The organism is Draconibacterium sp. IB214405, from assembly GCF_033963885.1.
Lineage (GTDB): Bacteria > Bacteroidota > Bacteroidia > Bacteroidales > Prolixibacteraceae > Draconibacterium.
Genome location: NZ_JAXBMA010000004.1, coordinates 73,698 through 86,460 on the forward strand (window position 1 = coordinate 73,698; position 12,763 = coordinate 86,460).

The 12,763-nt window shown below is 39.8% G+C and carries 10 protein-coding genes and 3 tRNA genes; 1 reads left to right on the forward strand and 12 read right to left on the reverse strand.

The window, feature by feature from the left end:
• Positions 1 to 4 precede the first annotated feature (4 nt).
• The 12 genes from SLH46_RS12905 to SLH46_RS12960 all read right to left on the reverse strand — a co-directional run bounded on the left by SLH46_RS12905 (position 5) and on the right by SLH46_RS12960 (position 11,324).
• Positions 5 to 679 (reverse strand): 3-keto-disaccharide hydrolase, encoded by a 675-nt coding sequence (locus SLH46_RS12905; protein ID WP_320281612.1) that lies wholly within the window; start codon positions 677 to 679, stop codon positions 5 to 7.
• Between the two features lie 111 nt (positions 680 to 790).
• Positions 791 to 2,266: a ketol-acid reductoisomerase gene (gene ilvC, locus SLH46_RS12910; protein ID WP_320281613.1), complete on the reverse strand. Its 1,476-nt coding sequence runs from the start codon at positions 2,264 to 2,266 to the stop codon at positions 791 to 793.
• A gap of 236 nt (positions 2,267 to 2,502) precedes the next feature.
• On the reverse strand, positions 2,503 to 3,384 hold the full coding sequence (locus tag SLH46_RS12915; protein WP_320281614.1) for an AraC family transcriptional regulator: 882 nt from the start codon (positions 3,382 to 3,384) through the stop codon (positions 2,503 to 2,505).
• Between the two features lie 35 nt (positions 3,385 to 3,419).
• Positions 3,420 to 4,103, reverse strand: a complete 684-nt coding sequence (locus SLH46_RS12920) for an outer membrane beta-barrel protein (RefSeq protein WP_320281615.1) — start codon at positions 4,101 to 4,103, stop codon at positions 3,420 to 3,422.
• A 700-nt stretch (positions 4,104 to 4,803) separates the two neighbouring features.
• Positions 4,804 to 4,877, reverse strand: a tRNA-Asp gene (locus tag SLH46_RS12925).
• A gap of 41 nt (positions 4,878 to 4,918) precedes the next feature.
• Positions 4,919 to 4,992: transfer RNA gene (locus SLH46_RS12930), tRNA-Asp, on the reverse strand.
• A gap of 41 nt (positions 4,993 to 5,033) precedes the next feature.
• A tRNA-Asp gene (locus tag SLH46_RS12935) sits at positions 5,034 to 5,107 on the reverse strand.
• 156 nt (positions 5,108 to 5,263) lie between these two features.
• The gene (locus tag SLH46_RS12940; RefSeq protein ID WP_320281616.1) at positions 5,264 to 6,178 is read right to left on the reverse strand and encodes a metallophosphoesterase; all 915 of its coding nucleotides are present in this window, start codon (positions 6,176 to 6,178) and stop codon (positions 5,264 to 5,266) included.
• A gap of 166 nt (positions 6,179 to 6,344) precedes the next feature.
• Entirely contained in the window at positions 6,345 to 7,646 is a 1,302-nt protein-coding gene (locus tag SLH46_RS12945) for an MFS transporter (protein ID WP_320281617.1), read from the reverse strand.
• Between the two features lie 31 nt (positions 7,647 to 7,677).
• Entirely contained in the window at positions 7,678 to 8,721 is a 1,044-nt protein-coding gene (locus SLH46_RS12950; protein ID WP_320281618.1) for a UDP-glucose--hexose-1-phosphate uridylyltransferase, read from the reverse strand.
• A gap of 181 nt (positions 8,722 to 8,902) precedes the next feature.
• Positions 8,903 to 10,192 (reverse strand): galactokinase, encoded by a 1,290-nt coding sequence (locus SLH46_RS12955; protein WP_320281619.1) that lies wholly within the window; start codon positions 10,190 to 10,192, stop codon positions 8,903 to 8,905.
• A 124-nt stretch (positions 10,193 to 10,316) separates the two neighbouring features.
• Positions 10,317 to 11,324: a GntR family transcriptional regulator gene (locus SLH46_RS12960; RefSeq protein WP_320281620.1), complete on the reverse strand. Its 1,008-nt coding sequence runs from the start codon at positions 11,322 to 11,324 to the stop codon at positions 10,317 to 10,319.
• 278 nt (positions 11,325 to 11,602) lie between these two features.
• Here SLH46_RS12960 and SLH46_RS12965 point away from each other — a divergent pair, with 278 nt between their 5' ends.
• Positions 11,603 to 12,640: an aldose epimerase family protein gene (locus SLH46_RS12965; protein ID WP_320281621.1), complete on the forward strand. Its 1,038-nt coding sequence runs from the start codon at positions 11,603 to 11,605 to the stop codon at positions 12,638 to 12,640.
• Positions 12,641 to 12,763 lie beyond the last annotated feature (123 nt).

Here is a 12,763-nt window from a genome sequence, read left to right on the forward strand (position 1 = left end):
CGGTTTAAATATTTCGCAACCAGATATTACGCAGTTCGCCTGTCGTCATCCAGGTACAAATTCCAAATGGTTTTGATAAAGAAACTTCGGGCCTGATGCTCAATTTATGGTCGACAAAATTAAAATCAACCAGTTTTTCGTCATCAACCCAGGCCTTAATAGTTGTTTCTGACACCTGCAAACGAATCGTGTACCATTGCTCTTTTTCAAAATGTTTTAATATGTTGGTTTCGTTCTCCGAGGCATCAAGACCATCGATACTGCTCAGACCAACAACCGGACCGCCCCACCCTCCAATTATCAGCGAGCAAAAATCGTCGTTTACAGGAAAAGTCATACCGCAAAAGAAATCATTACCCACCATTTTACGCGCTTCCAGCTGAACCTCGTAGTTCATTTTCGGGAAAGTATCCGTCCAGGTAATTCCACTGCAACCGTCACCGTAATTGATAACAATATTTCCATCGGAAACCATTACGGGTCCTTCCGTTCCGAACGAGGTAATTTCCCAGTTTTCGAGTGTATTTCCATCGAATAATAATTGCCAGCCTTCGGGTGCAATCAGCGCCTGCTGTATACTTTCAGTCTTACTCTTGTTTTTAGTTGAACTGTTGCAGGATACAAGCAGAACGCTTAAAACCAAACAAAGCAGGGTGATATAAAAGCCGGTACGAGCCATTTTTATTTAAAATTACGAAAGATACAGCGCTCTACAAAAGAAAACTGGCCCTACCATTATGGCAGAGCCAGATTCGAATTTATATGATCGTCTGTTTTTATTATTTCAAGACTAGATAATCGATTTCATTGCTTCCATCGCTTCGCGTAATTCGGCACCAATAATTTCTACATCGTGATAACGTACTTCATCGTTAATTTCAATCAGCTCTTTGTTATCAACGTGTCCGTCTTTTCCTTCATTAAAGTTTGTTCCGATGATATTGGTTTCAACTTTAGTCATAAAATCAGCCAATAAAGGTTTACATGCATGATCGAAAAGGTAACAACCATACTCTGCAGTATCAGAAATTGTACGGTTCATTTCGAACAGTTTTTTACGTGCAATTGTATTGGCAATCAGTGGAGTTTCGTGCAACGATTCGTAATAAGCCGACTCTTCTTTAATTCCCGATTCGGTCATCACTTCGAATGCCAATTCAACACCAGATTTAACAAAGGCAACCATTAAAGTTCCATTGTCGAAATATTCCTGCTCGCTAATTTCAACATCGCCTGCCGGTGTTTTCTCGAAAGCAGTCTCGCCGGTAGCAGCACGCCATCCCAACAGGTTTTTGTCGTCGTTAGCCCAGTCTACCATCATCGTTGATGAGAATTCTCCCGACATAATATCATCCATGTGCTTTTCGAACAACGGACGCATAATACCTTTTAATTCTTCCGACAATTTGTAAGCTTCAATTTTTGCAGGATTCGACAAACGATCCATCATGTTGGTTATACCACCAAGTTTTAACGCTTCAGTGATTGTTTCCCAACCGTACTGGATCAGTTTCGACGCATAACCGGCATCAATTCCTTTTTCAACCATTTTGTCGAAACAAAGAATAGAACCAGTTTGCAACAATCCGCATAAAATTGTTTGCTCACCCATCAAATCTGATTTTACCTCGGCAACAAACGACGAGTGTAACACACCTGCTTTATGACCACCTGTACCAACAGCGTATGCTTTGGCAATTTCCAAACCATCGCCATTCGGATCGTTCTCGCGGTGAACTGCAATTAATGTAGGTACACCAAATCCACGCAAGTACTCTGCACGAACTTCGGAACCGGGAGATTTTGGTGCCACCATAATTACGGTGATATCCTCGCGAATCTGCATTCCTTCTTCTACGATATTAAAACCATGTGAGTAGGCCAGACACGCACCCTTTTTCATTAAAGGCACCACTTTATTTACAACCGGAGTATGTTGTTTGTCCGGAGTAAGGTTCAATACCAAATCAGCTTTAGGAACCAATTCTTCAAAAGTACCCACTTCGAAACCGTTTTCAGTAGCATTTACAAACGATGCACGTTTCTCATCAATTGCTGTCTGACGCAATGCATAAGCCACATTTAAGCCGCTGTCGCGAAGGTTTAATCCCTGGTTTAAACCCTGTGCTCCGCAACCCAGTACTACAATTTGTTTTCCTTTAAGTTTTTCAACTCCGTCTGCAAATTCCGACTCATCCATAAAGTCGCATTTTCCTAACTGGTCTAACTGAAGACGAAGAGGTAGTGTATTGAAATAATTTTCCATGATATTTTATTTTTTACGTTTAATATAGTTAAAGCTACGGCATTTCACATTTTTTACCCTTATGCGCAAAGCTCGAATACAAAGCAACAAAATTTCTGCAAGCCTAACATGTAAAAATACATGAATTTTAGGTAATTTTCATGGATTTGTATTCGTGTATGATTTCCACTCTCAAATTTAGCTAGCTAATTTTCAATATTTTAAAGAATTTTAGAAATAGTATATTTTCATTATCCTTAGAGGGATTGAGAACGAAACTGCAGAGGAGAAATGCCAACTTCGCGTTTAAAAAATTTGGCAAAATAACTTTGATCGGGGAAATTCATTTTTGTTGCAATCTCGGAAACACTCAAATTCGTGTGTACCAACAGACGTTTAACTTCGATTATTTGTTTTGCTTTAATAATCTGAGATGAAGTTTTTCCGGTTAGCTGGCTAACTGTTTGAGTAAGGTGATTTGGTGTTAAAGCCATGATATCGGCGTACTCAGCCACCGACAGGTTTTCGTGAAAATGTTCCTCCAGCAACTGAAAGAATTTTTTTACAACAATGTGCCCTTTCCCTTTCCAACGGTTTTCATCGTAGGGATAAAGCGTTGCACAACTTGTTAAGATCAAATCGAGAACCGATCGTAAAATATCAATCGAATAACCTTTCTCCTTTTTTATTTCTTCAATTCCTTTTTTGAAAAGGCCTTCCAAAAAGAGGATGTCACTCTTTTCGGTTAAAAGAAGCGGCGGATTATTTTGCCGAATTGTGAAAAAGAAAGGGAACTCGATTAAACGGTTAGGGTTTCGTTGATTCAGCAGGTAGAAATCGGAGGTAAAAATAAAAATGAAGCCTTCGATGTCTTGCGAGAACTCAATTTTGTGAGCCTGCCCCGGCGACATAAAAAATACGCAGGGAGGCTCAATGTCGTATTTGTTTCCGTCGATAACATGCGATCCGGTACCCTTTTGCAGATACAACACTTCAAAAAAATCGTGCCGGTGTGGATATTTTACAGCAAAATGCCGGTTGGCATCAAATATTTCTACCTGAAATTGCTGGCTTGCCCGTTCTTCCGAACTAAAATTATGCAAGCTGTAAACCGGGATATTCTCTGCACGCGACTTCAATTTCTTAATATAAACGATCTTTTAATGCTGACGGATTAGTCATCAAATTTCATGGTGTATCCCAACGATAGGCGTAAGACTCTTGTTTTGGCTTCCTGGCTTTCGAGAGTGGCAATATCGGCAAAACCATAGTCGTACGATACGCAGATATTAAAACCCGAATCCATTAAAAAGCCGCATTTAGCCGAAACGCCGTAATCTAGTCTTTTATAATCGCCTTCCGATCCCCATGTAACACTTTCTGAATTACTGGAACTTTCGGCACCCGCATATTGGAAAGTAATCGCTTCGTTACCAAACAAACCTCCGCCAACAAAACCTCCTGCACCAACATAAATTTTATTCAGCGAGCGAAAACGATACAGATATTTCAGATAAACCGGCACATCGGCAAAATAGAGCGTGGTTTTATTTTTATGACTGTAACTTGACTCTTCCAACTTCTGATGATAACCTTTTGTTTCAAAAATTAGTCCTCCTTCAACAGCAATTTCCTGCGACTTGTCTTTGTTCAAAACATATTCGTACAGCGCACCAATATTCATTCCGTACAAAGGATCAAAAGAATCCTCAATATCGGTTTCTACCGAGCCAAATTTCATATCGGTAGTTGCCATATTTGCACCTCCAAAGAAAGTTACAGACGGATATTGAGCCATAACACTGGCTGAACAAAGCATTAAGAGCGCAATAATAAAAAGCGAAGCGGTTCTTTTCATGGTAATTAACTTAAAGTTGGGTTTATAAATATGAGGTGAAAGATATAAAAATTTACTTAAATCCGTGGATAATGAGTTTCATTCAATGTGGATTATATTAAATTTCAGGAGGAAAGAAAACGTCCTACTTTTAAAGGCTTCAATCTAGTCTAATACTACCAACCATTAAAAAAGAAAGTTGTGCCTTATCAGGCGGATTCTACTCTTTGGCTCAGCCCAAAGAGTAGACAGAAAACCCAAGGCTGCGCCCACTTCACTCGGAAAAGCTACGCGGCACCGTCTAAAATTCCTGAAACTCGTCGTACCTCCTCAAACATCAGTAATTTTTTAACGACGTCACCACTTGTTTTCCGGTTCACCGGCCGAGGCCATGCTTCTATGTAGCTAAACTAACATCAAAGGCTCGGCCTCTTTTGGTCTTTGCCCGGAGTTAAAATGAAACCTTAGTGAGAGCGGGAAGCTCCGAAGAATTGAGGAGATCACCCGTCCGAACTTAGGTTTTATGAAAACGAAGAGTAGAGAACAAAAGCAGCCTTGATCTTTTTGCATCGTTTTTGGATCAAGCCAAAAATGATGGCCTGCGGCAGCATTCTTATAATATAAAATCTAGAATGTAAACCACCGAATTCGACAAGTGATTCATTTCTTTGTAGGACGCAATGATTGCAAAACAAAAAAGCAGCCTTTTGAGCTGCTTTTGCGGTGACGACGAGACTCGAACTCGCGACCTCCGGCGTGACAGGCCGGCATTCTAACCAACTGAACTACGCCACCAATAAATTGATGTTCTAAACTTTTTTGTCAAAAAAAATAAGCGGTGACGACGAGACTCGAACTCGCGACCTCCGGCGTGACAGGCCGGCATTCTAACCAACTGAACTACGCCACCAATAAATTGATGTTCTAAACTTTTTTGTCAAAAAAAATAAGCGGTGACGACGAGACTCGAACTCGCGACCTCCGGCGTGACAGGCCGGCATTCTAACCAACTGAACTACGCCACCGTTTTTTTAGAACTTTTACCTTTTTTTCGGGCTTAGTACCCGTTGCAAAGGTGATGCAAATATATACTTTCTTTTTTTACCTGCAATACAAAAAAATATTTTTTTAAAAAATAACTTACTACACTGATAAACAGACACATACGGATGCAATATTTTTTAAACTCTCACTAAATGATTCATATTTAGCTCCTTTTCGCCACTCCACCTGTAAGCCAAAAGAGATTTTGTACCCGTAACACATGAATCAACACAGCAAACATTGGGTTTTATAATGTGCGGACCGGCTCCGCGGCAATAGTGTCCGAAAAATACAATCGGCGCATCTTCGGGATATGGAAATGTTCGGGGCACAATTTCTTCGGGAATGGTATACGATGGCATCGAAAACTTGCTTTCAAACGACGCATTCTGGAAAGTCATTCCTTTCAGGTCGTCCCACCATCTTATTCTGATCGATCGTGGCGCAACTCCTTTGTTGTTCATCACCCTCAAATCCGACGGCATTTTTAAGTTTACGCCTTTTGTAAGTATCCATAAACAATTTGCAATACTTGCTCCCGACTTCCTTGTTAATTTCCTGAAAACCTTCTTTTTTATTTTTCCATCTTCATACAAAGTATCTGCTGTCTGAATTGCTTCTTCCGACCAGCAGGCATGAACGATGCGAATACCACCCAAATCGAGATAAAGCGGCAAGGTGCGTAACCATTTTAGCTGTTCGCGCAATTCAAGCGATCCGGCCGAATACTGGTTAATGGTTTTAAAAAGCGACAGAAAGTACCTGCTCGGCTTCGATATAATTGACCGGCCTTGTTTGTCCTTTATATGGTAGATAATGGCATTTAGCTCGTGATTACCCAATATGGCATAGGCATGCCCGCTTTCAACCATATTCCTAATGATGCGGATAGTCTTCCTGATTTCAGGACCACGGTTTATAAAATCGCCAACAAATACAGCTTTGCGCGTTGGATGCGAAAAACTGCCATTTGTTTTAGTGTAGCCCATTTCAAGCAGAAGCTTTTTTAGCAGGGTAGCATAACCATGAACATCTCCAATAATGTCGTACATAGTAGTGATTAAGTAGTGCTAAATTAAAAAATTATGCATGCAACGCATAACTCAGCTTCTCTTTTCTAGATGAAATAAAAAAAGCCACCCGTCAGCTGACGGATGGCTTAGCGGGATAATCCCGAATTGATATTTAAATCCTCAACACGTGAGGTTCTAATTTCTATTAAAGCTCAACGCTTTCTGCACGTTTTGTTACTTTACTACCAATTACTGCGTAGAAGAACAGGTAAGCCAAACCTAAGAAAGGAACCCAGAACGAAGGCTGGAATCCGATACCGTCGGCAACAGCATTTTGGATCAATGGAAGTAATCCACCACCTACTACAAGAGTCATAAAGATACCTGAAGCAGCAGCAACATATTTACCTAAACCTTCAACAGCAAGGTTAAAGATACCACCCCACATAATAGAAGTACACAATCCTAGCAGAACAAGGAACATTGCGTTAATTGGAACTTGTGCGAATACAAATGACAATGAACTACCTTGCGCCTGGAATACTGGCATACTTACTACTGATGATGTTGGTAAAATAATCGCCAAAAGAACGAAGATCATACCAACAAATGAAGCAACTGTTAACATCGCTTTACTCGATACTTTACTACCAATTGAAGCTCCAACCAAACGGCCAACAAGCATAAGCAACCAATAAGTTCCTGCTACCGAACCTGCAGTACCTGCATCGATTCCGATAGATGCAGCCGGGTCAGTCAACCAGAAAATCAAAGTTCCAGGTACACCAACTTCAACACCTACGTATACAAAAATACCGATAGCACCGAAAATGAAGTGACGGAATTTCAAAGCACCTGACATCAGGTTTTTCATTGGTTCTGCTGCAGCACTAACGTGAGGTTCTGGAATATTAACCGCCATAAGTACAAAGAAAGCCAACGCGAAGATACCCAATGCAATGTACATTACAGGGAAAATGTCGGTAATACGTGCATTAGCAACTTGCGATCCGATTAAGATACCTACAAATGCAGGAGTAAAAGTAGCCATTACAGAGTTGAAAGAACCTCCAACCTGAATCAACTGGTTACCTTTATTACCTTCACCACCAAGGGTGTTAAGCATAGGGTTTACAACAGTGTTTAACAAAGTCATTGAGAAACCTGCAACAAATGCACCAATCAGGTAAACAGTGAATGCAGAACCTTCGCTTGCATGACCTGATAAATATTGAATTCCAACGCCAACAAAACCAACCGCAATAGCAATTAATGCAGTCTTTTTATATCCAATTCGCTGAAGTAACAGACCTCCGGGAATTCCCATTACTGCATAAGCAATAAAGTTTGCGGCATTACCCATCATTCCCTGGAAATTACTTGCACCGAACTGCGATTTAAGCACAACACCCATTGGAGCTGCCAGGTTGGTAACGAATGCAATCATACCAAACAGCAGGATCATCATAATAATAGGTACTGTGTAATTTTGATTTTTAGCTTCCATAATAATTTTATTGATTTAAGTTTATTAATAATTAATTGTTTTTAAAATGGATTTTTGGCAACTCGCGAAGCCTTTTGGCAGCTCCTTCAGCCGTGATGTCGCGTTGTGGAGTTCCCAGCATTTCGTAACCTACCATAAACTTTTTAACGCTTGCAGAGCGTAATAATGGTGGATAAAAATGCATGTGTAAATGCCACTCCGGATGATCTTCGCCATCGGTTGGCGACTGATGCAAACCTGCCGAATATGCAAACGATGTTTCAAACAGGTTATCGTACATTACCGTTAGCTTTTTGTAAATATCTGCCAGATCAGTACGTTCTTTATCTGTTAGTTCCAGAATATTTTGAACAGGACGTTTGCTGATGATCATTGCCTCAAAAGGCCACACTGCCCAGAAAGGAATTAATGCAACAAACGAATCGTTCTGATCGAGCAAACGCTCTTTCTTTTCCAATTCAGCATTAACGTAATCCAATAACATGGTTTTACCATGCTTTTCGAAATATGCCTTTTGCGTTTTGCTCTCTTTTGCCGGTTCGGTAGGAATTCCTTTCGACGACCAAATCTGTCCGTGTGGATGTGGATTTGAGCAGCCCATAATTGCGCCTTTGTTCTCAAATATCTGCACGTAATTGATTTCAGGATTATTACCAAGCTCGGTATATTGCTCGCACCACAGATCAACAACATTCCGGATATCGGCAACTTCCATTTCTGGAATCGTTAGACTGTGATCTTCGCTAAAACAAATTACTTTACAAATACCGCTTTCGCTTTGTGCCTGAAATAATTCGCCTTCATCAATACCACCTTCCGGTGTATCTGTTAACAAAGCACTAAAATCATTGGTAAATACAAAGGTTCCTTTGTAATCGGGATTCACTTTTCCTCCGGCCCGCTCGTTTCCTGCACACAGGTAACAACCCGGATCGTATTTTGGTCGTTCTTGAACAACCGGTTTTTCAACCTGTCCCTGCCATGGTCGTTTAGCCCTGTGAGGCGATACCAGAATCCAGTCGCCTGTTAATGGGTTATATCTTTTGTGGGGATGGTCTTCTATATTAAAACTCATCGATTGATTATGTCAGTTATAATTTAGGTCGAAAAACCAACTTATCCCGATGAAATATCGGGATAAGTATGATATTCGGCCTCAAAGTTAAAATATCGTTTGAAATTGAGAAGAAATTAGATGCATTTTTTACAACTATCTTTTCTCGTATGTTCGCCGTTGTATATCGAAATAAATCGGCTTATAAGTCAAGTTTTATCGATCCGTTTGAACGGATAAATAACTTATGACAAGATCCTTCTCCGTAAACATGCTCAAGTACTTTTACATACTCATCGAGTTTATTTTGTGGAACAAAAGCCTGGATAGTACCTCCAAAACCTCCGCCATGTACGCGCCAAGCTCCGCTACCTTTTAGCACCATTTCACTCAGTGCCAGTCCCAGCGAAACAACCTGTTCGTCTTTATGAACTACATCAAAAATATTCTGATTGTACATGTACGAGCTGTAACCCGACTCAACAACCATTTCGAGGAAAGCTTTAAAATCGTTGTTTTCCAATGCTTCAACCTGCTTTACAACACGTGCATTATCGCCCTGGAAGTGGTAGGCACGAAGAATAGCGCGATCGCCGGTTTTCTCACGAATTTCTGGGATTTTATCCACGATCTGTTCCAAAGTAACTTCGCGAAGAACATTTGCACCCAATTCGGCAGCAACCGATTTCATTTCGGTTGGAAGCGATGCATATTCAGCCTGAGACGCAGGATCGTCGTGACCACCACCAACATCAGTAATTACCAATGAGAATCCGGTAGAAACAAAATCAAAATCAACTTCTTTTACAACCGGATTGGCAGGATCTTTAAAATCGATGGTAATCAAACCACCTACCGAACAAGCTGTTTGATCCATTAAACCACATGGTTTTCCGAAGTAGTTGTTTTCGCTCCACTGACCGATGATAGCGTTTTCAACTGCATCCATTTTGCCGTCGTTGAACAATTCGCTAAAAATAGCGCCAATCAATACTTCGAACGATGCCGATGAACTCAATCCTGAACCTTTTGGAACACGACCTTCGATACACGCATCAAAACCACCAATTTCGTATCCGTTTTCTTTCATTTTGGCAGCAATACCTTTCACCAATGAAGTTGAAGTATAAAACTCAGCTTCGTCGGGTTGGAAATCGCTAAGCTCAACCTGGAACTCAGGATAACCTGCCGATTTAATTCGAACAGTGTTTGTACCGTTTTTTGAGGCTACTGCAATATTGTCGAGGTTTACCGCACCGGCCAACACACGACCGTAGTTATGGTCGGTATGGTTTCCGCCAATCTCGGTTCTTCCCGGCGAACTAAAAAGTGCAACGTCGTCGTTTCCGTAAGTTTTTTCAAACTCTCCCATTAGGTCGGCATAACGATCAGCCTGAACTTTTAATTCGGCGGCATCGCTACCATACAATTCTTTAAATAACGGATTGTCTCCCCCGTTAATCTTCTCAACTAGTGTGTTAATCTTTGTCATAATATTTTATTGATTTAATCTATATTTTTTAGTTTCCTAACTGGTAGGTACTGGTGGGTACAAATATAGTTTTTAATGCCAGCTGCGTGCATCACTAAATGATGTTGCACAACAGATTTAACATTTATAAACTATTTCTAAAAATCATATGCGCTTTATTCCGAATTTGTTCTTTTTCTCGTTTTAAAACCATATTAGACAGCGTTTTACCCATCTCTTTAAAGTCGGTAGAGATGGTAGTAATTCCTCCGGCTACTACTTCTTTTAGCATGGTATCATTAAAAGAAACAACGCCAAACTTTTTACCCAGTTTAAACTTACAGTACTTTGCAATTTTCACCATTTCAACCAGGTCGCGGTCGGAGATCAGAAAATAAGCCTCCCACAACGACGGCTTAACCCCTGAAAGTGATTTTACAATTTCGTACTTAAACTTATTTTCTGTACAAAAACGTTCAAATCCTTTCGATCGCTCAACCGGCTCCTTTCCTCCCGGATTTACAAAAACCAGTTTTCGGTATTTCTTTATAAACTCTTTTCCTTCAACCAGTGCATCGTAAAAATCCTGGTAAAAATCCTGGTAAACCACCGGGTATTGTTCCAAATCAGGTTTTAAGCGGTCGATAATATAAACTTTATCCTGCGGTAGTTTCGATAATAAATGACTGGTATTATCAAATGTTGCAGGCATAATTAAATACGACGTATAGTTTCCGATGCTCTCGGTAATAAGATTTTTAAATACTTTGTAATTAAAATGATGAAAATAAACCTCAACTGTGGCCTTTCCTTTTAGCGAATTTATCAACGAATTATATAGGTCCTCTTTAAAAGCGTTCAGTTCATCAAAAAGTACAAAAACACGTTCTTCCAGCTGAATTTCGGTGCTGGCAATATAATAACCTTTACCGGGTTGACTTTTCAGAATTCCTTTCGATTTTAATTCGTTAAATGCGTACATCACCGTGTCCCTACTCAGGTTATATTCGGCACACACCTGGTTTATCGACGGGACTTTATCTCCCTTCTTAAGTGATCTTCGTTCTATTGCAGAATAAACAGAATCAATTATTTGGCGGTATTTTGGAACTGCTGATTTAGGATTGAGTGATATAACTTTTTTTCTGGCCATATGGTTTAGTTTATTCAAAAGTAATAATTTTTATTATAAAATGATGTTTTAAAACACCACCAGTACCAACCAGTTAAACTTTTGTTTTTTTGCATTTTTACGCTCTTGATTTACAATGGGGACTAATTGAGTTGAAAACGATTAAAAGTTTAATAGGGCAAGTAACTAAATGATAAATGTTACAAAACCATAAATTGTTATTTTTTTTGATTGTTTATAATACAATTACTCACTCCTTAATTTAACTTTGAGTACAAAATAGTAAAGAATAAATACAAGTGAAAATAACTGCAAAACCTTTTGGACAACTAAAAGACGGCCGCGAAGCCCTTCTTTTTACCCTTGCTAACGAAGAGATTAGCGTAAAAATTACGAATTACGGTGCCATTATTACGGCAATTGATATGCCCAATAAAAACGGCTCAATAGATAATATTGTTTGCGGATTTGAAAATCTGGAAACGTACCTCAGCGACGATTACTTAGGAAATTGCCCTTATTTCGGTGCAATTATTGGACGGTTTGGAAACCGTATTGCCAAGGGGCATCTCGAAATTGAAGGAGAAACCTATGAAATGGCTGTAAACAACGGCCCCAATCATCTGCACGGTGGTTTGGAAGGATTTGATAAAAAATTATTCGATGCTGAAATTATCGAATCAGCGGAGAAAGTTGGGCTAAAACTTACCTACATGAGTGCCGACGGAGAAGAGAACTATCCGGGCAACCTGAAAGTTACCTGCATTTACACCTTAAATGCGAACAACGATTTGGCAATTCAGTATTATGCCGAAACAGATAAAACAACGGTGGTAAACTTAACCAACCACAGCTACTTTAATCTCACCGGTCAAAAAGAGAATATTCTTAATCATGAACTGGAGTTGAACGCTACTAAAATGACCGAAATGGTTGAGCAAATTCCGACAGGTAAAATCAAACCGGTTGTTGGAACTGCATTTGATTTTACTACTCCAAAAAAGATTGGTGCTGAAGGATTGGAAACGGGCTACGACGATAATTTTGTTTTTGGAAACGAAGATGGTTACTTAATTATGGCCGGAACTTTGAGCGAGGCAAAAAGCGGACGAAAAGTAGAAGTGTACACCACTCAACCGGGCATGCAGGTTTATACCGGCTACTGGATTCCGGAATTTAATATCGACGGAAAGAAAAAGTTTGGAAGTTATTCGGGTGTTGCTTTAGAAACTCAGCACTACCCCGACTCTGTTCATCAGGCACAATTCCCAACAACGATTTTAAAGCCAGGCGAGCTTTACGATCAGAAAACGATCTACAAATTTATTACCGAATAAAAGGAAATGCCCGAAAGGGCATTTTTTTATGCCCCTATTTTACAAATCTACTTTCAGGATTTTTTTTACTTTTGACTGTTTACGGGAAGAAATAAAAACCGAATTAGAGTAAAAATGTAATTA

Excerpts from the sequence above, each read along its gene's own strand:
- SLH46_RS12960 (WP_320281620.1), bottom strand. The coding sequence starts at position 11,324 with ATGGCCAGAAAAAAAGTTATATCACTCAATCCTAAATCAGCAGTTCCA.
- SLH46_RS12905 (WP_320281612.1), bottom strand. The coding sequence starts at position 679 with ATGGCTCGTACCGGCTTTTATATCACCCTGCTTTGTTTGGTTTTAAGC.
- SLH46_RS12955 (WP_320281619.1), bottom strand. The coding sequence starts at position 10,192 with ATGACAAAGATTAACACACTAGTTGAGAAGATTAACGGGGGAGACAAT.
- SLH46_RS12950 (WP_320281618.1), bottom strand. The coding sequence starts at position 8,721 with ATGAGTTTTAATATAGAAGACCATCCCCACAAAAGATATAACCCATTA.
- ilvC (WP_320281613.1), bottom strand. The coding sequence starts at position 2,266 with ATGGAAAATTATTTCAATACACTACCTCTTCGTCTTCAGTTAGACCAG.
- SLH46_RS12920 (WP_320281615.1), bottom strand. The coding sequence starts at position 4,103 with ATGAAAAGAACCGCTTCGCTTTTTATTATTGCGCTCTTAATGCTTTGT.
- SLH46_RS12945 (WP_320281617.1), bottom strand. The coding sequence starts at position 7,646 with ATGGAAGCTAAAAATCAAAATTACACAGTACCTATTATTATGATGATC.
- SLH46_RS12940 (WP_320281616.1), bottom strand. The coding sequence starts at position 6,178 with ATGTACGACATTATTGGAGATGTTCATGGTTATGCTACCCTGCTAAAA.